Genomic DNA, 19654 nt, shown 5'->3' on the forward strand with positions numbered 1-19654 from the left:
ATGTCGACGATTGGCACGGAAGCCATCGAAGGGTTCAACCCGTCGCACGAGACCGCGCAGAGCGCGCGCGACCGGCTGCGCGCAGGCTCGGTTGTGGTGTTGCTCGCCGCACTCGCGGGCATTCCGCTGGTGGCGAACGATTACTGGCTCAACGCCGTCCTGATCCCGTTCCTGATCATGTCGCTCACGGCGCTGGGGTTGAACCTGCTGATGGGCTATGCGGGACAGGCCTCGCTCGGCAGTGGCGGGTTCATGTCGGTCGGCGCGTATGCGACCTACAATCTGCTGCTGCGACTGCCGGAGCTGCCGCTGCCGGTCAGCCTGCTGCTCGGGGGTATCATTTCCGGGCTTGTGGGGGTCGTCGCGGGGCTTCCGAGCCTGCGGATCAAGGGCTTCTACCTCGTCGCATCGACGCTGGCGACCCAGTTCCTGCTCGAATGGCTGTTCAATCAATATGGCTGGTTCTCGAACTACTCGACCTCGAGCTCGATCTCGGCGCCGCGGCTCGCGTTCCTCGGCCATGATCTCTCGAGCCCGACCGGTCGCTATCTCCTGACACTCACCACCGTCGTGGTCGTGACGGCCGTTGCGGCGCGGCTGGCTCGCAGCCAGACCGGCCGGGCCTGGATGGCGATCCGCGACATGGACACCGCAGCCTCGGTGATTGGCGTGCCCGTATCCGCCGGGAAGCTGAAGGCGTTCTTCGTGAGCTCGCTGGTGATCGGGATTGCCGGAGCGCTCTGGGCCTTTGCCTATCTGGGCACGGTAGATGCGCGCAGCTTCAATCTGGATCGGTCGTTCCAGGTGATGTTTGCGATCATCATCGGTGGCATGGGCAGCATCCGTGGCAATTTTCTCGGTGCCGCCTTCATGATCTTCGTGCCGATCTTGCTCGATCATTTCGGTGGTGCGGTGTTCGGTGGCGCGGTCGATCCCGGACAGCTCGAAAACTTCCAGAAGGCGCTGTTCGGTGCGCTGATCGTCTGGTTTTTGATCAAGGAGCCGCGAGGCCTCGCAGCTTTGCTGCCGCGGGCGTGGGCGCAGCTGGCATCGAGGATCAACCGTTAGCAAGGAACGAGAATCGTCACCCGTGGGCGTGACCACGCGTATGGTCAAACATGAATTCTGCAATGAAATGGAGGTAAGCAGATGTCTTTGTGGAAACAGAAGCAAATCATGAGCAAGGCGATTGGGCTGGCCGCGCTCGCCCTGGCGGCGGCCGCCAGCGCCTCGGCGGAGGAAGCAAGAACGCAATACTTCCCGCTCGCGACCTTCCGGGTCGGGGCCTATGCGTCGAGCGGCATTCCGGTCTGGGCGGGCGAGATCGACTATTTTCGCTACATCAACGAGGTGGAAGGCGGCATCAACGGAATCAAGCTCGTCTGGGACGAGTGCGAGACCAATTGGGAGGTCGAGAAGGGCGTCGAATGCTATGAACGCGTCAAAGCGGGCAAGAATGGATCGCCGGTACCGATCTTTCTGCCGCACGGTGATCCAATCTCGAAGGCGTTGACCGAGAAATCGGTGGCCGACAAAATTCCGCTGGTCACGATTGCTTATGGCCGCACGGAGGCTATCGACGGGCGCGTCTTCCCCTACAGTTTTCCCGTCGTCTTCAGCTTCTGGAGCGAGGCCTCTTCAGCGGTCAACTTCATTGCGGAGAAGGTCGGCGGCAAGGACAAGCTGAAGGGCCTCAAGATCGCGACCGTTTATCACGATTCACCCTACGGCAAGGAAACTCAGGTCCCGCTCGCCCATCTTGCCAAGACCTACGGTTTCGAAGACATCCAGATTCCGGTGCCGCATCCCGGCAACGAACAGTCGGCGCAATGGGCCAAGATCCGCCAGCTCAAGCCCGACTGGGTGTTCCTGCGCGGCTGGGGTGTGATGACGCCGGTCGCAATCAAGACCGCCGCCAAAGTAGGCTTCCCTGTCGATCATATCATTGGCGGCATCTGGTCGGGCTCCGAGGAGGACGTCCGCCCGGCTGGCGCGGTTGGCAAGGGCTACCTGGCGATCACGCCGTTCCCTGCGGGTGCCAATTTCGAGATCCATCAGAAGCTCAAGAAGTACATCCTCGACAAGGGGCTGAGCGATCTCAAGGATCCCAAAAGCTTCGGCTCGGTCTACTACAATTCCGGCGTCGACGAGGCGATCATCGCGGTCGAGGCGATCCGGACGGCGCAGGCGCATTTTGGCGTGCGGCCAATCAATGGCGAGGAGGCGCAGTGGGGCCTCGAGCATCTCGACCTATCCGAGAAGCGTCTTTCGGAAATCGGCGCCACGGGCCTGCAGCAGCCGCTGAAGCTCTCGGCCAAGGACCACGAGGGTGGTGGTGCCGGCAAGGTACTGCAGTGGGACGGCGAGAAGTGGAACGTGGTGTCGAACGGCTGGGTGAAGTCCGACCGAGACCTGTTGCTGCCGCTGATCTATGAGCGCGCCGCCGCCTACGCCAGGGAAAAGGGCATCACGCCGCGCGACGCGACCAACTGATCTGCCACCCGAGGGATCGCCATGACCACCTCTCCATTCCTCGACGTCGATAACATCGAGGTCCTCTACGGTCAGGCGATCCTGGCCCTGCGCGGCGTGTCGCTCAGGGTCAAACAGGGCTCAATCGTTGCTCTTCTAGGCGCCAATGGCGCCGGGAAAACCACAACCCTCAAAGCAATCTCCAATCTGCTTGGATCCGAGCGCGGCCATTTGAGCCGTGGCGCGATCACGTGGCGCGGCGAGGTGACCAGCGAGCTTGATCCGGCCGATCTCGTCGCCAGGGGCGTAGTCCAGGTTCTCGAAGGCCGTCATGTCTTTCCCCAACTCACAGTCGAGGAGAACCTGCTCAGTGGAGGGTTTCTGCGTCGGCCTAGCCGTCGCGCGCTCGCCGACGATCTCGACCGCGTCTACACCTGGTTTCCACGGCTTAGGCAACGTCGCAGCGCGCGTTGTGGCCTGACCTCGGGCGGCGAGCAGCAGATGGTCGCAATCGGGCGCGCGCTGATGACGCATCCTACTCTCGTGCTGCTTGACGAACCCTCGATGGGGCTTGCCCCGATCATCGTGGAGGAGATCTTCCACATTATCGGCGATCTTAATAGGACCGAGGGGGTCAGCTTTCTGCTGGCCGAGCAGAACACTCATCTCGTCCTTCAGTTTGCCGATCACGGTTACGTTCTCGAAAACGGTAGGGTCGCCGCGTCGGGCACGGCGGCCGAACTCGCCGGACGGGACGACGTCGCGGAATTTTATCTCGGCGCCACGACGGCCGGAGCGGCGGCGGCGCCCCTTCAAACCCCGGTCGTCTGAGCAGGAGCACCACGCCATGGCCATTCGTTTCGGATATTGGATGCCACTCGGCAGCGGCGGCTTCGTCATCAGCAACGTTCCGCAGCGCACCGATTGGACGCTCGACTACAATGCCTCCCTCGCGCGCGAGGCCGAAGAGCTCGGTTTCGAATATGGCCTGGCGCCGGCACGCTTTATCGCCAGCCATGGCTGGGAGCTGCAGCAGGAGGCCATCACCTGCACAGCAGTGCTCTCGGCCCAGACCAAGCGGCTGAAGCTCATCAGCGCGATTCACACCGGCTTCTGGCATCCGGCGATGATCGCCAAGGTTGGTGCTACGATCGACGTCTATTCCAAGGGGCGGTTTGCCATCAATATCCTGACCGGTTGGTTCAAGGACGAGTTTCGCGCCTTTGGCGAGCCCTGGCTTGAACATGACGAACGTTACCGCCGCTCGGAAGAGTTCATCCAGGTGCTCAAGGGCCTCTGGACACAGGACCGTTTCACCTTCAAGGGCGATTTCTACAGCATCAACGATGCCTGGTTGAAACCGAGGCCGATCTCGCAGCCCTATCCGGAGATTTTCCAGGGCGGTAATTCCAAGGCAGCACGCCGGATGGCCGCCAAACATTCGGACTGGTATTTTCTCAATGGCACCACGGTGGAGGGCGCCAAGCAGCAGATCGACGAGGTCCGGGCGCTCGCCAAGGCAGAAGGGCGCACCGTCAAGTTCGGGCTCAACGGCTTCATCATCCAGCGGCCGACCGAGCGGGAAGCGCTCGAGCAGCTCGAGGCGATCGTCGCAGGCGCCGACCCCGAGATCGTTCAGGCCTTCGCCGAGCAGGTGCAGCAGGCCGGCGCATCGACTGCGGACAAGATCGGGATGTGGGCGGATTCGAGCCATGCCAATCTGGTCCAACCCAACGACGGCTTCAAGACTCGCTTGTTCGGTCCTCCGGAGCTGATTGCGGAGCGCATCAGTGCCTATGAGGCCATCGGCGTGGACATGATCCTTTGCGCCTTCCTGAATTTTACCGACGAGTTGCCGGCGTTCGGCCGTGAAGTCATTCCGCTCTTGAACACGACGAAAGCCCACTGGGCCCACGAGCCAGAACCTGCTTGAACAGGCGTCATCGAGTGGCGGAAAAGGAATGAGCTCCGGCAAAGCGCATTAGGCTAGCCATCAGCAGATGCGCATCGTTACTTCCGTGGCTTACTCGACACATGAGAAACGACGCCAGGTGAGCTCGACCGCTAACTAGCGGGTAGCCTTTATCGACTCACGCCAACAGGTTTATGGATGCACGGTCTAACTAAGCACGTTTCTCGTTCGCTGATTGGGTGAACTGAATCGCGCATTCAGCAAGTTGTCCAACCGAGGATCGCCGTTGGAGCGCTTCGCAGGCCAGCCGAGCAGCCGCTGGGGTCATCTGATGCGGCTAGGCGGGCAAGCTCGAGAGGTTCGATCAGCACGCGTTCGATACGGCAAGTATTTTTGCTCTGCTCTACGGCGGCCCCCTACGACAGCTGAATACTTGTTGAACTAACCCGCTTCCTGCCTTTTCTATCCATCCATGTCGCCGACCGCTTGCTGCGATCGGCGTTCGACGGGGACGATCGTGGCGGGCACTTTAATCCATTCGGAAAGATTCTCGCGTGGCGCACGCATGCTGCGCACCGCGCTCGGCCCGGCAATAGCGGCGTTCCCTGAAGACCCGTCCATCGTCGAAGTGATGCTCAATCCAGACGGACGGCCGGCTGTCCGGCGGCCTGGAGGATAGCGGACGTACCATGTCCGCGCCCGATGGCGAGCGGATCGTGCGGCTGGTCGCGCACCATGTCGGCGCCGAGGTCCATGCCGGCAGCCCTTGCGTCTCAGCCGAGCTTCCCGAGACGGGCGAGAGGTTCGAGGGACTGCTCCCGCCTGTCGTTGCGGCTCCTGCCTTTGCGATCCGCAAGCCTGCGGTAGCGGTGTTCACGCTCGATATTTACGTCGCCGCCGGGACGATGACCGCTGGTCAAGCGACGGCGCTTCGAGCTGCAGTTGCTTCGCGCAAGAACATCCTGGTCGCCGGCGGCACCTCGACCGGTAAGACCACTCTCACCAACGCCCTGCTCGCTGAAATCGCCGGCTCCGCCGATCGCGTAGTTCTAATCGAGGACACGCGCGAGCTGCAGTGTCGAGCGCCCAATCTGGTTGCCGGCTGAAAATGAGGCGTGGACGCCGATGCTCAATCGACCGCTCTCGCCGCGCCAGCGGCTCCGGAGGTGACCGGTCATTGCCTCAGTATCATCCACGATGCGCTGGTCGTCATTGAGAAATTCCTGACCTTCGATCGTCGGTCGCGTGCCGCCCTTGGTGCGCTCGAAGATAGCTCCGCCCAACTTTTGTTCGAGATTGCGCAGGCGGCGACTCAGCGTCGACTGCTTAACTCTGAGGGTCTCTGCCGCTTGGCGGAGGCTTCGGTGCTGGGATGCGACGATCGCCCAGCGTAGACCTCGAAATTCCACCGGCACGGTCGAAGCGCAACCTCCTCTAAATGCTGCGATTCTAAATCGTAGTTGGGACCAATCGCGAAGCCAGCTTGGTTAGTGGAATTGCTTCCCGAAATAATCGGAAGCAATGTTTCAATCGAAATGGGTAGAACCGCTGCGCGAGACGGCCTCTGGCCAGTCGACTGCCAAATGCTGTTCAGCGACAGCGCGCGAACAAGCGAAGGATGGTCTTGAATCATCGGGGCGGACGCCTTCCGTTCATCCAACTTCAAAATTTAAAGCTGGTGTGTGTCTCCCTTTGCCCAATCGGCAGCTCCTTTCTGGAGAGGCCGATCTTTCGAGGTTACTCAATCTTACCCAACTTTGAGAGTGAAAGGGAGGCTCGGACGAAACAATGATGGCTAGCCTTCCCCCTACTGCGGCCCTGGAAAAGGAGGGGCACGTGGATTTCCGGGCCAAAGAGCCCAGAGGAGGGACTGATGCCAAGGAAGCTCGCCGCTTTTCGCGGCTATTCGATTAATCTCGCCAGACGCGCTCTCATCTGCTCCACGCTCTTATCCGGGACGGCCTTTGCTTTCGAGCAAGCCAAAGCAGACGACATCAACTGGCGGCAGTTCGAAGGCACGTCGATCGTCTGGGCATACGACATCCATCCGTATGCTGACGCCGTTGCGGCCCAGCTGCCCGAATTCGAAAAGCTGACGGGCATCAAGGTGACATCGGAGCTTTATCCCGATGATGCGTACTGGAATAAGCTCACGATCCAACTGAGCACGAAGTCGTCGAGTTGGGATGTTGTGGGGACGGGGATCCAGCCCGCTTGGGATCTTGCCCCGGGGCAGTTGCTTGAGCCGCTCGATCGCTATCTGAATGATCCAAAACTCACGGCGTCGAGCTACGACTACAAGGATTTTTTCCCTGCACTGCGGAATGCACTCACCTGGAAAGTGAAGGAGGGGCAGATCGAGTCGGGAGCCGGGCAAGTGTGGGCTATCCCGCACGGCTTTGAGAACATTCAGCTGTTCTACCGGAAGGATATACTGGACAAATACGGCATCAGGGTCCCGACCACGCCGCCTGAGATGTCCGTCGCCTGCGAAACGCTCAAGGCTGCGGATCCGGCGATCACGCCACTCGGCGTGCGCGGCGTACGCTTCTGGAGCAGCATCCACACGGCCGCAATCTCGATCGCCAAGTCCTATGGGGTCCATGATTTCATCTTCAAGGACGGCAAGTTGGAAACAGGTCTGGACTCGCCCGAGTCAATCGCCTTCCACAAAGACTATGTGGACATGATCAAGAAGTGTGCCGCTCCATCCTTCGCCAACGACAACTGGTACCAGGTGGTCGATGGCATAAACTCCGGGCGCACGGCGATGGCGATCGATTCCAACATGTTTGGCTTCTGGAACGACGTGGCCGGTAAGCCCGCTTCGGGTAAGATCGCCTTCGCACCCCCGTTGCACGCTCCGAACAGCAAGAACTTCGAATCGAACATTTGGATTTGGTCTTTGGCGATGAATGCTGCCTCCCAGAAGAAGGGGGCTGCCTGGCTGTTCATCCAGTGGGCAACGTCAAAGCAGGTCGAGCTGAACGGTGCGGTCGCCGGCAAGCTTGTCAACTCTCCCCGCGCCTCCACCTGGAGCGACAAGGCTTGGCTGGAATATGCGGCAAAGCCAGAATTCAATAACTTCGTCGATACGTTCAACAGCGTGCAGGACAGAGCTGCGCTCGCTTTTACGCCCCGGGTCGGATTCGCCGAAGCAATGAACGCGTGGGCTGTGGCGATGCAGAAGATGGTCAACGGCGCGGACGTGAAAACGACGCTGACTGACCTCGCCTCGGGTATCCGTTCGTCCATGTGAAGCGGAAAATGGGCGGCAACCTCAGTTGCCGCTCCCTCGCATCGTAGAGTTACAATGAGATGGACTTTCGAGGATTCAACGGAATCGTGACGCTACAGTCGACGGTCACCCAGCTTGCTGCGCCCAAGGACGAGCCGGTGAAGAGCGCCGACGGGCGGCGCTTTGACTGGTGGAGCATTGCCGCGGTCGCGCCGGCTATCATCATCCTGCTCGGTTTTCTTTTCCTGTTCTTCTACGGAGTCTATCAGTCGTTGACAGACCTCAGGTTTGGACGACCGCTGGTTCACTTCATAGGTCTCAATAACTATGCCGCACTGATCAAGACCGGGGATCTCTGGACTAGCGTGCGCGCGACGCTCGCTTACGCGGGATTGGCGGTGTTGGCAGAAGCTCTATTCGGACTGGCGCTTGCCAAGCTATTCGCCACGGACGTCTTCCTTGCGCGTTTGATGCGGCCCGTCATTCTCCTGCCGCTGGTCCTTCCGCCGATGAGCGTCGCGCTCATGTGGACGACAATGATGGATCCACAAAACGGGATTCTGAATTATTTACTGTCACTTGTCGGGATCAGCCGGTTTGCGTGGATTTCAGATCCAACAACGGCGATGTTCTCCCTAGTTCTGATCGACGTGTGGACCTACACGCCTTTCTTCGCGCTGATCATTTTCGCCGGCCTCCAGGGCATCAATGATGAAGTGAGGGAGGCCGCGCGGGTCAACGGAGCGAAAGGCTGGGCCACCTTCTGGTACATCGAGCTACCGCTCGTCGCCCCATATATTCTAATTGCCGCGGTATTTCGATTGATCGAATCCCTGAATCAATTCGACATCATTTTCGGGACCACGCAAGGAGGGCCCGGCGACAGCACTGCCGTCCTTTCGGTCCGCGCCTACATTACGGCCTTCCAAAATCTTGCCTTTGGTCGTGGTGCCACGCTCATGGTGATCAATTGGTTGATCGTGCTGATTGGAACGCTCGCCATGGTCAAACTGTGGCGCTTCGTCCGCCAGCGTGTGAGCTGATCGAGGCCGCAAATGCGCTTAAGACGAGCAACCACGACCAACCTGACACTCAATCTCTTCGTCGCTATTTGCGCGCTGATCCTGACATTTCCCCTTGTCTGGATCCTGATGATGTCGCTCAAACAGCAGTCCGAGGTCATGACTTGGCCCCCGACGTTCATCTTCCAGCCAACGCTAGAGAACTTTCGCGTTCTGTTTGATGTCGCTCAGGCTGGCGCGACCAGTTACGGCACTATCAAGGTGGATTTCCTGACGCCGATTACGAACAGCGTGATCATTGCGCTCGGCTCCGTGATCATCTCTGTGCTCGTCGGAGTGCCCGCCGGCTACGTGCTGGCGAGGCGAGACATACCTCTGAAGGAGGACATCGCCTTCTTCATCCTGGGCTTCCGCTTTGCTCCGGCTCTGCTGGTCGTTATCCCGCTCTTCAGCGTCTTCCAAGCAATTGGGCTATACGACACCTATTTCGGCATGATCTGGGTCTACCAGGTCGTCACCCTGCCGATGATCGTCTGGTTGAGCCGCTCCTATATCGAAGATATCCCGAAGGACATCGAGGAAGCCGCTGCTATGGACGGCGCGAAACCGTTCCGGGTCGTGCTGCACATTGTGCTGCCGTTATTGAAGCCCGGCCTCATTGGCGCCTCGTTGCTCATCTTCCTGCTTGCCTGGCACAACTTCGCCCTCGGGCTGATCTTAAGCTCGACCAGGGCGCCGGTGACAGTCGCTCTTCTCAAGCTGCTCAATCCGGGTGTGCAGTTCTACCCTGTGATGGCCGCCGGACTCGTGGTGACGATGATCATTCCCGTCATTCTGATCGTCCTTGGCCAGCGCCATCTGGAACGTGGTCTTACCTTCGGTGCAGTGAAATGAGTCCCAGACCATTGATGTTCTTTGGAACGACCAATCTCGACCTCTGCTTCAACGTCGAGCGACTTCCGACGCCGGGCGAAAGTCTGATGGGAGCCTTGAGTCGCAACCCCGGCGGCAAGGGCGCCAACCAGGCCGTTGCCGCCGCCCGGCTCGGGCTGCGGCCACACTTCTACACGCGGCTCGGGGACGATGATGCGGGCCAATCGCTGTTGCAGTCGCTTCGGGAAGCCGGCGTTTGCGCTGATGCGATCGAGAGTTGCCCAGGCGAGGTATCGGGCTCAGCTCTAGTTCTGGTCGGTGACGATGGCTCCAACATGATCGTCATAGATCCGGGTGCCAATCTGAACGTCACGCCGAGCATGATCGACAGAGCTGCCGAATTCATTGAGCGCGACGCCATCGTTGTCGCCGAGATGGGCATGCCGATTCCGGCCCTCAATCGCCTCTTCGAGATGAAACACGACCGAGAATTCGATCTCATCTTTAATCCTGCACCCGTAAGGGCCGGACTTTCATCGATGGCGTGGAAAAATGTCGATTTCGTCACGCCGAACCAGACGGAAGCGTTCGAGCTAACCGGAGTCGAGGTCCATGACTTTGACAGTGCCGCTCATGCAGCGGGGAAGCTCCTGGACCTCGGACCAGGAGCCGCGTTGATCACCCTCGGGGCGCTGGGTGCCTATTACGCCGATGCCAGAACATCTTTCGCGGTGCGAGCATTTCCTGTGAAGGTCGTTGATACGACCGCCGCGGGCGATGCCTTTAACGGAGCCTTTGCGGCGTCACTCGCCCAGCGGCTGCCTTTGCGAGAAGCCGTCAAGAAGGCTCTGGCAGTAGCCGCATTGTGCGTGACACGACGAGGCGCCCAAAGTTCGATGCCGAACAGCGAGGCCGTCGACGAGTTCCTGAAATCCCAACCGATCTTGGAGTTGTAATGACCGAACAGTTCTCAGTTGCCGACAGAACCGTGCTCGTCACCGGAGCGGGTGGCGGCATCGGCTCCGCCATTGCCAATGCGTTTCGCCAAGGCGGCGCAAACGTCCTGGCGACCGACGCCAACCTGGAGAACCTCCGAGACATTTTGACGAGGTTACCTTACGGGAACGGCATATTGCCAATGGCGATGGATGTGGCACGCGAGGAAGACGTTGCCAGGGTTCTCGACGAGATTGCCAGGCGGTTTGGCAGGCTAGACGTGTTGATCAACAACGCCGGTATAAAATCGGCCCAGTCGCTTCTCAACGGCAATGTTGACAAGATCGAGCGTACCATACAGATCAACTCGGTCGCCGTGCTGCGCTGCTCGAAACTGGCCATCGAGCGTTTCATGAAGAGCAAAGGCGGCCGCATCGTCAATGTTGGCTCCTCACTGTCCTCGCAAGGCGCCGTTTTCAACTACCAGGCCGGCGGAGCCGACTATTGCTTGTCGAAGGCGATCGTCCACGACGTAACCAAGCTGCTCGCCTACGAATGCGCTCCTCTCAACATCAACGTCAACGCAATCGCGCCCGGCATCATCGATACACCCATGCACGGGCGACCGCGGGAGGAGACCGAAGCACGCCATAGCGGCCGGATTCCCTTGGGAAGGGTCGGGTTACCCGAAGATATCGCGGGGCTTGCGGTCTTCCTTGCAAGTCCCGCAGCCTCCTACATGACCGGTCAGATCGTTCATGTGAACGGCGGGATGCTCATGAATGGCTAGTGCAGACTCTTACCTCAGCTGGCCACCAATTGAGGGCATCATCTCGGATCTGGATGGGGTGGTCTATCGCGGGAACGCAGCGATCTCAGATGCGATAGAAGCATTCGTCCGGTGGCAGGCGGGCGGCTTGCGATTTTGTTTCGTGACAAACAATTCGACGCACACGCCGGAGGACGTCGTCCGCAAACTGGAAGGATTCGGTCTTGCGGTTACACCCGGGGAAGTAGTTACAAGCGCTGTCACGGCCGCGGAGCTAATCCGTGCGAAATACCCAAAAATGACACGCGTCTATGTCATCGGTGCGCCCTCCCTTGTGAAAGCAATGGTTGGCGCAGGACTCGAGGTCACCGAGCGAGCACCCGAAGCCGTCGTGATGGGGCTCGATCGCGAGATCACACACGAGAAGATGCGGATCGCGGTTGACGCGATCTTGAATGGAGCCGCCTTTATCGGCACCAACCCTGATCTTCTGCTGCCGACGACGACCGGGTTCGAACCGGGAGCTGGTGCAACAATCGCAGCTATTGCTGCCGCCACGCAAGTGAAACCATTGATCGTCGGTAAGCCCGAACCGCATATGATCGAAGCGGCACTTTCTCGGCTCGGTACAGCTCGCGATTCAACTATTCTGATCGGCGATCAAATCCCGACCGATATTCAGGCCGGAAAGAGGGCAGGTCTACCGACCGTGCTTGTCACGACCGGTGTGCCGGCCAGGGAGGACTCGTCGTTGATATCGCCCGATTTCGTGGTGTCGAGCTTGGGCGAGATCGATATGACCGCGACTTTCTCGGAACGGTCACGACAGAGGAGGGTATAATGGCCGATGTTCGCCTGCAAGGCGTGAGGAAGGTGTATGGAACGATCGAAGTCCTGCGCAATATTGACCTGACTATCGATCACGGCGAATTCGTTGTCTTCGTCGGTCCATCCGGGTCGGGCAAGTCCACGTTGTTGCGCATGATAGGGGGGCTGGAGCCCATCAGCTGCGGGCGGCTCCTAATCGATAATGAGCTCGTCAACGATGTCGACGCGGCGCACCGCAACCTCGGCATGGTATTCCAAAGCTACGCTCTCTATCCGCATATGACCGTGAGAGAGAACCTTGCCTTCCCGCTGCGTATGGCCAAGGCTCCGAGAGCCGAGATCGCCACCAGGATAAGGGAGACTGCATCGCTCTTGCAGATCGATCATCTGCTGGACCGTAAGCCTCGGCAACTCTCAGGGGGACAACGGCAGCGCGTCGCGATCGGGCGCGCAATCATGCGCGAACCAAAGGTGTTCCTATTCGATGAGCCCCTCTCCAACCTGGACACGGAATTGCGGGTACAGATGAGGGTTCAGATTGCCAAGCTGCACAAGCAGCTCGGCAACACAATGATCTATGTTACGCACGACCAGGTCGAGGCGATGACCATGGCGGACAAGATCGTCGTGCTCAAGGACGGAAATATCGAGCAAATCGGCAGCCCGCGCGATCTCTACCACAATCCGGCCTCGCGCTTTGTGGCGGGGTTCATTGGCTCCCCCAAAATGAACTTCCTGGGTGGCGAGGTCGAGGCGGCGCACGAGGGAGGTGTGGACGTGCGACTTCAGGTCGGCACCACCGTCTCCATCCCGGTGCAACCGGACAAAGGAATGATTGGCAAGCCGATCACGCTCGGAATCCGGCCCGATGATTTCTCCGCGTCCGCTCCGACGCAGCAGGAGATCGCCATCGAGCTCGAGGTCGATTTCGTCGAGCATCTCGGCAGCGTCACCTACATCTACGGCAACGCCGGAAACGAAACAGTGGTCGCCAAGGCGCCAAAACCCGAACCGCTCAAAAGGGCGGGGAAGCTTCGTCTTGCTGCGTCGCCCGAGAATTGCCACTTGTTCATGAGCAACGGCAGGGCGCTTCGGCGGTTGCACGTGCCGGCGAATTGGAGCTAGTCTTTCGCTTAAGCCGGGCCATGACTTGGGCTCGAGTTTTGGATAGCGGACGGATGAGGTGAAGGAAGCCGGTATCAGGCAGTTCTTCCGAAATTCCCGCTCTTTTGTACTTGGGGCGGGAATCGGTTCAGGCATGACCGCACGAGCGGCCGAACGCGCAGGCGCAGATTTCGTACTTGCGCTCAATGCGGGCCGTTTTCGTGCGATGGGCGGCTCCTCTCCGGCATCCATTCTTCCAATCCGCAATTGCAACGAGTTCGTGGCCAGCTTTGGACGGACCGAAATCCTGCCTAGCACGAAACTGCCCGTATTCTTCGGTGCCTGCACGTTCGATCCGCAGCTCGATCTTGATCGCTGGCTCGATCGGATCATCAGATGGGGGTTTGCCGGAGTCACCAACTTTCCGTCCGTCATACACATCGATGATTACCGGAGGTCATTGCTCGAGAAGTGCGGCCTTGGTTACGCCCGAGAGACCGAGCTTCTGGTGAAGGCCGCAAAACGCGGCCTGATGACCATCGCCTATACGCGCACCCAAGCCGAAGCGAGGCGCATGGTTGAAGCGGGTGCCGAGGCGATCTGCATCAACTTCAATCTGAACCGCGGGGTGGAAGTCGCTTCCGACCCGTCGATCAGCCTGTCGGAGCTTGCTGCACGCACCAGTGCCGTTGCGCGCGTTGCTCAATCCATCGACAAGAGTGTCATCTGCCTGCTTGGCGGTGGACCGATCACAAAGCCCGACGAATTGTTGGATATCTGCCGGGAGACGGGTATCCAAGGTTTCATCGGAGGCTCTTCGCTGGACCGCGTGCCGTTGGAGATGTCCGTCCTTGAGGTGACCTCGGGCTTCAAAACCATCCACTTGTTAAGGGAGAAGGTCGATCTGCTTGAACGGCAGCTCCAGTTGAGTGGATTCAGGCACGGGGTCATTGCGCAGGCGTCTTCGATGAAGCGCGTCCTCGAGACGACAAAACGCTTGGCCGCCAACCCCAATCCAGTGCTTGTCTGGGGCGAAGCCGGCTCGGGGAAACGAAGAATAGCAGGCCTCGTACACGCCTTTAGCGATCGCAAGCACGCCAAGGCGCCGCTGTTTCAGTGCCGGCCGGGCCCGTCGATCGAAACGCTCGGAGCGCTGTTTGGCGCCGAGCGGGATGAGACCAGGAGACGCCAATTGTCCCTCCTGGAAACGTCAAGTGAGGGTGCGGTCTTGCTGCTGCACGTGGACCAGCTTTCTCGCGAGGGGCAGGAGCGTCTTGCCGACTATCTCGAGACCGGCGGTTTCACGCCATTGAACGGCGTCGCGGTTGTCCGCTCCACGGCGAGGATCATCGCGACCGCCACCGTCGCCCGGGGGGCCGGCCTTGAAACGGTGTTATGTCCCCGGTTGCTCGCCCTGTTTGCGGGGCTCGATATCGCGTTGCCCGCCTTGCCAGATCGGCTCGAGGATCTTCCGCAGCTCATTCAACACTTCACGGTCGAGGCAAAGGGAGATTCGAGGGCTCAGACGCTTACAATTGAGAATTCTGCATTCCTGGCGCTTGCAGGCCATGACTGGCCCGGCAACTTGCGGGAATTGCGCCAGATCGTAAACCAGCTCGTCACCCTGCGGCAAACCCACATCACGGCTGATGTGCTAACACCGCTTCTGGATGCGCAGTCACACGCCAAGCCCTCGGCTTCGCTGTCCGAGCGCGAATGGATCATTGAAGGCCTAAAAAGAAACCGGCTTCACCGTGGCAAGACAGCCCGCTCTCTCGGTCTTTCAAGAAAAACCCTGTACAACAAGATCAAGAAGCTGCGGATCCTCGAATAGCGCTGCGCTTCTCACGTTGGAAGCGGCCGCTTGGAAGCGGTTGCGTCCAGGAGCGCGAACTTCGGTACCGACGCTCCCTGCAGCCCAAGGCTTACCAGCCCCATGTCGGTACCGATCGTCAGAGCGAGAGCCTCCGAGGGTAAATAGACCACGCCGTCCAATTGTGAACCCAGCCGCCGCTCCGCCGCCGTGACGTCAGACTCGTTAGCGGCAGCGAACAAGGCCTTGAATCCAAGGCTTGCGAACCATTCCATGCGCCGAAGTTCGAGCTCCTGACCGGTCTCAACTGGCACGCCCGCGCTCGACCGTTCAAGTATCGACGCAGGTGGAAAGTTTATAATCCCGGTGATCTCAGCATCTTTCAACAACTCGGCGAAATCCTCCCAGCACGCGAAGGGATCGATCATGACGATCGCCGCATAGGCAGGAACGGGCGTCCTCTTCTTGAGGGTACGCAAATCCCGCAACAAGCAGTCGTTCCAGTCGATGACAGGCAGGGTCGCCATGACGAGCATAACATCCGCCGGCAGGCTGCGCAGAGACGGGGCATAGATCTGCAGGGACATCCCTCCGCGGGTAGCCAAGAGGTCTGCGGCAAGTTTGCCGATAACTGTCGCTCTCACAGGTTCTACCCAATCTTACCCATTTGTACGTTTCGCCGATCTTATACCCGAGTTCGGCCCGGTCTAGACCCACCTCCTGTCAAGAATGGCCCGGGAGGACAATCGTGTCTCACCATTGCGCGGACGACCAGAGGTCGGTCCGGGATGGTCACCTATCCGAGTTGGCAACTGCGGCGTTGGGCGCGGTGGCGATCGTGGCTACGATGGACACCAAGGGCAAGGAAGCTTCGTTCGTCTCGGATACCATCAGGGCACAGGGCAGAACAACCGTCCTGATCGATATCGGCACGTCGAAGAACGAGAATTTGCCGCGGCCAGCTGACGGCGTGGGAGCTCGCTCGGCCTCGCCTGCCGATCTCCTGAAAGAGATAGCCGCGACCACGCGTAAACGAGTTGCCGGGCTCCTGGCCTCCGGCGAGATCAGTGCGATCGTCGCGATCGCAGGAGGGAAGGGCAGCGCGGTTTTCGGCGAGATCGTGTCTGATTTGCCCTACGGCTTCCCGAAGCTACTGGTCACGAGTGCGCGGCCGGCGCTCCTCGCCGAACTCGCGACCCACCATGACATCATACTCTATCCAACCCTGGTCGATCTCTTCGGCATCAACGCCTTCACGGCAAGAGTGCTGGAGAATGCAGGGCGAGCTATTTCCGCCATGCACTATGAGCCCAGCAAGCATAAACGCGAAAGAAAGATTGTTGCGATCACGGCCTTCGGCGTGACCACGCCGGCTGCAAATCAGTGCGTATTGCGACTTGCCGATGCTGGCCTGGACGCGATCGTCTTTCCGGCCAATGGGGCAGGTGGCCGGAAAATGGAGCAGCTGATCGCCGCGGGCGAATTCGATGCCGTGCTCGACCTGACCACGACGGAGCTGGCCGATGAACTGGTAGGAGGTACGGCCAGCGCAGGTCCCGATCGACTAAAGGCGGCTTCGCGCCAACAGATCCCGCAAGTCATCGCGCCGGGCGCGGTTGATATGGTCAATTTCGGATCGCCGTCCAGCGTTCCAGATCAATTCCGAGGCCGCCGGCTCTATTCCCACACGCCTTACACGACGCTGATGCGCACGACCTCTGCCGAGAACGCGACTATCGGCAGGCTTACGACCGAGCGGCTGTCGCAGGCCAAGGGGCCTGCCATCGTGCTTTGGCCAGCCAAAGGCGTGTCGGATTACGACCGAGAGGGCGGCGTTTTTTGGGATGTGGACGCCGACAAGGCGTGGCTTGAGGCAATCAAGGGCAATCTCCAACGAGAGATCACGGTCCGCGAACTGGACTGTCACATCAACGATCCCGAATTCGCCGAGGCCGCCGTGACGTGGATACTCGAACAGTTGGGGCAAGGAGGTTCATCTCGTGCGGATGTTTGATCGAGCCGAAATTCTCTCGAAGATCGCGGGCCAGGTTGCGGAACGAAAAGCAGTGCTTGCCGCGGCGAGTAGCTGTGGGCTGGTCGCAAAATGCGCTGCGCTCGGAGGCGCCGATATGCTGGTGGTCTACAGCACTGGTCTATCGCGGCTCATGGGGCTCCCCACCAGCCGCATCGGCGATTCCAACGCCCGTACGCTGGAGCTCGCTGCGGAAATCCGCAACGTCGCATCCTCTGTGCCGGTGATTGGCGGCGTCGAAGCCTGGGATCCCCTCCGGCTCGATCTTGATGCTCTTCTGGACAAGTTCTCCGCTGCCGGCTTCTCAGGCGTGATCAACTACCCGACCATCTCCACCATGGGAGAAAAATGGCGTGACCGCCGCGGCCGTGTAGGGCTCGGCTTCGAGCGCGAGATCGAGATGATTGCGACTGCTTGCAAGAAGAACATCTTCTCGCTCGCCTATGTCGCGAGCCCTGAAGACGCCAAAGCCATGGCAAACAGCGGAGCGGACTGCATTGTCCCTCATGTCGGCGCTACCCGCGGCGGGCTCGTGGGCCACGAGGAAGGACAGTCGATCCAGGAGGCGATCAGGCGCATCAACGAGATCAACGCGGCAGCCAAGGCGGTCCGATCAGACATCATTCTTCTGTGCCACGGCGGCGCAATCTCAGAGCCACAGGATACGTTTGAGGTCTACCGCTCGACCGAATGCGTCGGCTTCGTTGGAGCCTCCTCCATCGAACGCATCCCAATCGAACGTGCAGTGAAAGCGGCGGCAGAGCAATTTAAAGCCGTTCCTCTGCCGCAGCAAAACTGATGTTCATCGCAATTGAGAATGAGGCTGGAATGAACAAGCCAATCGATCAATCAGGCACACAGAACACGATGGCGCTCTCCCGAGCGGGCAGATCGGCGGATGATCGGGAAACCGATGTCCTCGTGATCGGCAGCGGCGCAGCCGGTCTGTCGGCGGCCCTCTATGCGGCGAAGGCTGGACTTCGAGTGATCGTCTGCGAAAAATCTCCGCGACTTGGCGGAACGACAGCCCTCTCAAACGGCATGATCTGGATTCCCTGCTCGCCCCAGGCACGGTCCGCAAAGATCGACGATTCGCTTGCCAAGGCCCGGACCTATCTTCAGCATGAACTGGGCAAATACTACCGGGAAGACTTCATTGGAGCTTATCTGGAGGACGGTCCAACCGCGCTTGCTTCGCTCGAGAACGGGACCGAGGTCAAGTTCACACTGGCCTCGGCGCCCGATTATCACTCGAACCAAATCGGCGGCGTAGACAAGGGCCGGGCACTCAGCCCTGCCCCCTACGATGCGCGCCTTCTCGGCAAAGACTTCAATCTCATCGGGGATCCCATTCGTGTTGTACTCGGAGGGATGATGATCTCGTCTGGCGAGGTCCGAAGCTTCCTGAATCCGTTTCAATCGTTTTCGTCCCTCAAGCACGTCTTGCGCCGCGTGAGCCGCTACGCGCGGGATCGCTTGAGCTATAGGCGCGGCACGGAATTCAGCGGAGGCAACGCGTTGATCGCACGCCTGCTCGTGAGCTTGCGGAAGCTCGAGGTCGAAATATGGCCGGCGTCTCCTCTCCTTGAGCTCATCAAGGAAGATGGACGCGTCGCGGGGGCAGTCGTCAAACACGTTCATTCCGAGGTTCGCGTTCGCGCTTCCCATGGTGTGATACTCGCAACGGGTGGCTTCGCGCGCAACCCGCAGCTGAGAGCCGAGCTGAGCGGCCCACATCAGCATGACCACACACTGGCACATCCCGATGTTACCGGCGATGGCATTGGGCTTGCAACGAAGGTCGGAGCCGCAGTCGATAAGGATGTCGCGTCCGCAGGGTTCTGGACACCAGTATCGATCCTTGAGACCCGCGGCACCTCACAAGTTGTCCCGTACGGCTGGCTCGATCGGGGGCGTCCCGGCGTCATCGCGGTCGCGCCGAACGGGCGGCGATTCGTAAATGAGTCAAACTCCTACCATGACATTTGCCTGGCAATGTTCGCAAACGGATACCCCGCAGACAAGCGGTTCTATTTCGTCTGTGATTACGACTTCGTTCGCCTCAGAGGCATGGGACATCTGTTGCCGTGGCCATGGACGCTGAGCATTCGGAAATACGCGCGGCTCGGATATATCAAGGTGGGCCGAACAATCCCAGAGCTTGCCACAGAAATCGGACTCGACCCAGCGGAGCTCGAGAGAACGATCGAGGAGCACAACGCCCACGCCGCCGCGGGAAGCGATCCGCTCTTCAAGCGTGGTGAGTCGGCCTTCAACCGAACGCTTGGGGATCCATCGGTTGGAGCGAAGAACCCAAATCTCGGACCGATCCGAAAGGGCCCCTTCATCGCGCTGCCGATCGTTCCGGCAACGCTTGGCACTGCGTCGGGCCTCGCAACCGATAGCTGCGGCAGAGTCCTGGACGCACAGCGTAAGCCGATTCCGGGTCTCTACGCCTGCGGCAATGACATGACTTCGCCAATGCGCGGAATCTACCCCGGGGCAGGGATCACAATCGGTCCCGCGATCGTCTTCAGCTACCGTGCCGTGGCGGATATCCTCGCCGCCTCCAACACCGAGAAACGAGTGGCTTCCTAAAGGGAGCATTGAGATTGCCGTCGTGCGATCGCGGAAATTTGCTGATGCGAGCCGTTC

The 19654-nt window shown here is 59.8% G+C and carries 17 protein-coding genes and 1 pseudogene; 16 read left to right on the forward strand and 2 right to left on the reverse strand.

All coding sequences use genetic code 11. The annotated features are described in order from the left end of the window. The 5 genes and pseudogenes from ACVIGB_RS01380 to ACVIGB_RS01400 form a co-directional block, all read left to right on the forward strand. Positions 1-1068, forward strand: a complete 1068-nt coding sequence (locus ACVIGB_RS01380) for a branched-chain amino acid ABC transporter permease (protein ID WP_456717443.1) — start codon at positions 1-3, stop codon at positions 1066-1068. Between the two features lie 108 nt (positions 1069-1176). Next, on the forward strand, positions 1177-2493 hold the full coding sequence (locus tag ACVIGB_RS01385) for an ABC transporter substrate-binding protein (protein WP_456717442.1): 1317 nt from the start codon (positions 1177-1179) through the stop codon (positions 2491-2493). Positions 2494-2514: 21 nt separating this feature from the next. Then, a complete protein-coding gene (locus tag ACVIGB_RS01390; protein WP_456717441.1) occupies positions 2515-3303 on the forward strand; it encodes an ABC transporter ATP-binding protein in 789 nt (262 codons plus the stop codon). A gap of 16 nt (positions 3304-3319) precedes the next feature. Further along, a complete protein-coding gene (sfnG, locus tag ACVIGB_RS01395) occupies positions 3320-4405 on the forward strand; it encodes a dimethylsulfone monooxygenase SfnG (RefSeq protein ID WP_456717440.1) in 1086 nt (361 codons plus the stop codon). A gap of 544 nt (positions 4406-4949) precedes the next feature. Continuing rightward, a pseudogene (locus ACVIGB_RS01400) lies at positions 4950-5484 on the forward strand (ATPase, T2SS/T4P/T4SS family); the annotation flags it as partial. Here the strand turns inward: ACVIGB_RS01400 and ACVIGB_RS01405 are convergent. Further along, entirely contained in the window at positions 5434-5799 is a 366-nt protein-coding gene (locus ACVIGB_RS01405) for a LysR family transcriptional regulator (RefSeq protein ID WP_456749073.1), read from the reverse strand. The pseudogene ACVIGB_RS01400 and the gene ACVIGB_RS01405 sit on opposite strands and share 51 nt — an antisense overlap. A gap of 458 nt (positions 5800-6257) precedes the next feature. Between ACVIGB_RS01405 and ACVIGB_RS01410 the strand changes: the two genes are divergently transcribed. The 8 genes from ACVIGB_RS01410 (at position 6258) to ACVIGB_RS01445 (ending at position 14988) form a co-directional block, all read left to right on the forward strand. Further along, positions 6258-7643 carry an extracellular solute-binding protein gene (locus ACVIGB_RS01410; RefSeq protein WP_456717439.1) on the forward strand — a complete coding sequence of 462 codons (1386 nt, stop codon included), beginning with the start codon at positions 6258-6260 and terminating at the stop codon, positions 7641-7643. A gap of 86 nt (positions 7644-7729) precedes the next feature. Continuing rightward, on the forward strand, positions 7730-8665 hold the full coding sequence (locus ACVIGB_RS01415) for a carbohydrate ABC transporter permease (RefSeq protein WP_456749074.1): 936 nt from the start codon (positions 7730-7732) through the stop codon (positions 8663-8665). Between the two features lie 12 nt (positions 8666-8677). Continuing rightward, positions 8678-9538, forward strand: a complete 861-nt coding sequence (locus ACVIGB_RS01420) for a carbohydrate ABC transporter permease (protein WP_456717437.1) — start codon at positions 8678-8680, stop codon at positions 9536-9538. 14 nt (positions 9539-9552) lie between these two features. Next, positions 9553-10473 (forward strand): ribokinase, encoded by a 921-nt coding sequence (locus ACVIGB_RS01425; RefSeq protein ID WP_456717436.1) that lies wholly within the window; start codon positions 9553-9555, stop codon positions 10471-10473. Continuing rightward, a complete protein-coding gene (locus ACVIGB_RS01430; protein ID WP_456717435.1) occupies positions 10473-11243 on the forward strand; it encodes an SDR family NAD(P)-dependent oxidoreductase in 771 nt (256 codons plus the stop codon). Before ACVIGB_RS01425 ends, ACVIGB_RS01430 begins: the two co-directional genes overlap by 1 nt. Next, positions 11236-12063 (forward strand): HAD-IIA family hydrolase, encoded by an 828-nt coding sequence (locus tag ACVIGB_RS01435; protein WP_456717434.1) that lies wholly within the window; start codon positions 11236-11238, stop codon positions 12061-12063. The genes ACVIGB_RS01430 and ACVIGB_RS01435 overlap by 8 nt, the downstream gene beginning before the upstream one ends. After that, complete coding sequence (locus tag ACVIGB_RS01440; RefSeq protein WP_456717433.1) at positions 12063-13175, forward strand: ABC transporter ATP-binding protein; 1113 nt, start codon at positions 12063-12065, stop codon at positions 13173-13175. The genes ACVIGB_RS01435 and ACVIGB_RS01440 overlap by 1 nt, the downstream gene beginning before the upstream one ends. 58 nt (positions 13176-13233) lie before the next feature. Continuing rightward, positions 13234-14988, forward strand: a complete 1755-nt coding sequence (locus tag ACVIGB_RS01445; protein WP_456717432.1) for a phosphoenolpyruvate hydrolase family protein — start codon at positions 13234-13236, stop codon at positions 14986-14988. Between the two features lie 11 nt (positions 14989-14999). On the opposite strand, the gene ACVIGB_RS01450 is transcribed toward ACVIGB_RS01445, so the two are convergent. Beyond that, positions 15000-15554 (reverse strand): hypothetical protein, encoded by a 555-nt coding sequence (locus ACVIGB_RS01450; RefSeq protein WP_456717431.1) that lies wholly within the window; start codon positions 15552-15554, stop codon positions 15000-15002. A gap of 242 nt (positions 15555-15796) precedes the next feature. Here ACVIGB_RS01450 and ACVIGB_RS01455 point away from each other — a divergent pair, with 242 nt between their 5' ends. Genes ACVIGB_RS01455 through ACVIGB_RS01465 form a run of 3 tightly spaced genes read left to right on the forward strand, consistent with a single transcriptional unit; the run spans position 15797 to position 19597 of the window. After that, positions 15797-16981, forward strand: coding sequence for a Tm-1-like ATP-binding domain-containing protein (locus tag ACVIGB_RS01455; protein WP_456749075.1), 1185 nt, complete (start codon positions 15797-15799; stop codon positions 16979-16981). Continuing rightward, on the forward strand, positions 16974-17798 hold the full coding sequence (locus ACVIGB_RS01460) for a phosphoenolpyruvate hydrolase family protein (RefSeq protein ID WP_456718241.1): 825 nt from the start codon (positions 16974-16976) through the stop codon (positions 17796-17798). Before ACVIGB_RS01455 ends, ACVIGB_RS01460 begins: the two co-directional genes overlap by 8 nt. 29 nt (positions 17799-17827) lie before the next feature. Next, positions 17828-19597 carry an FAD-dependent oxidoreductase gene (locus ACVIGB_RS01465; protein ID WP_456717430.1) on the forward strand — a complete coding sequence of 590 codons (1770 nt, stop codon included), beginning with the start codon at positions 17828-17830 and terminating at the stop codon, positions 19595-19597. The last annotated feature ends 57 nt before the right edge of the window (positions 19598-19654 follow it).

Source organism: Bradyrhizobium sp. USDA 4341, assembly GCF_054063755.1.

What these genes read in the sequence shown, in the direction of transcription:
- ACVIGB_RS01380 (WP_456717443.1), top strand. Translation starts at nt 1, where the DNA reads ATGTCGACGATTGGCACGGAAGCCATCGAAGGGTTCAACCCGTCGCAC.
- ACVIGB_RS01385 (WP_456717442.1), top strand. Translation starts at nt 1,177, where the DNA reads ATGAGCAAGGCGATTGGGCTGGCCGCGCTCGCCCTGGCGGCGGCCGCC.
- ACVIGB_RS01390 (WP_456717441.1), top strand. Translation starts at nt 2,515, where the DNA reads ATGACCACCTCTCCATTCCTCGACGTCGATAACATCGAGGTCCTCTAC.
- sfnG (WP_456717440.1), top strand. Translation starts at nt 3,320, where the DNA reads ATGGCCATTCGTTTCGGATATTGGATGCCACTCGGCAGCGGCGGCTTC.
- ACVIGB_RS01410 (WP_456717439.1), top strand. Translation starts at nt 6,258, where the DNA reads ATGCCAAGGAAGCTCGCCGCTTTTCGCGGCTATTCGATTAATCTCGCC.
- ACVIGB_RS01420 (WP_456717437.1), top strand. Translation starts at nt 8,678, where the DNA reads ATGCGCTTAAGACGAGCAACCACGACCAACCTGACACTCAATCTCTTC.
- ACVIGB_RS01425 (WP_456717436.1), top strand. Translation starts at nt 9,553, where the DNA reads ATGTTCTTTGGAACGACCAATCTCGACCTCTGCTTCAACGTCGAGCGA.
- ACVIGB_RS01430 (WP_456717435.1), top strand. Translation starts at nt 10,473, where the DNA reads ATGACCGAACAGTTCTCAGTTGCCGACAGAACCGTGCTCGTCACCGGA.
- ACVIGB_RS01435 (WP_456717434.1), top strand. Translation starts at nt 11,236, where the DNA reads ATGGCTAGTGCAGACTCTTACCTCAGCTGGCCACCAATTGAGGGCATC.
- ACVIGB_RS01440 (WP_456717433.1), top strand. Translation starts at nt 12,063, where the DNA reads ATGGCCGATGTTCGCCTGCAAGGCGTGAGGAAGGTGTATGGAACGATC.
- ACVIGB_RS01450 (WP_456717431.1), bottom strand. Translation starts at nt 15,554, where the DNA reads ATGTCCCTGCAGATCTATGCCCCGTCTCTGCGCAGCCTGCCGGCGGAT.
- ACVIGB_RS01460 (WP_456718241.1), top strand. Translation starts at nt 16,974, where the DNA reads ATGTTTGATCGAGCCGAAATTCTCTCGAAGATCGCGGGCCAGGTTGCG.
- ACVIGB_RS01465 (WP_456717430.1), top strand. Translation starts at nt 17,828, where the DNA reads ATGAACAAGCCAATCGATCAATCAGGCACACAGAACACGATGGCGCTC.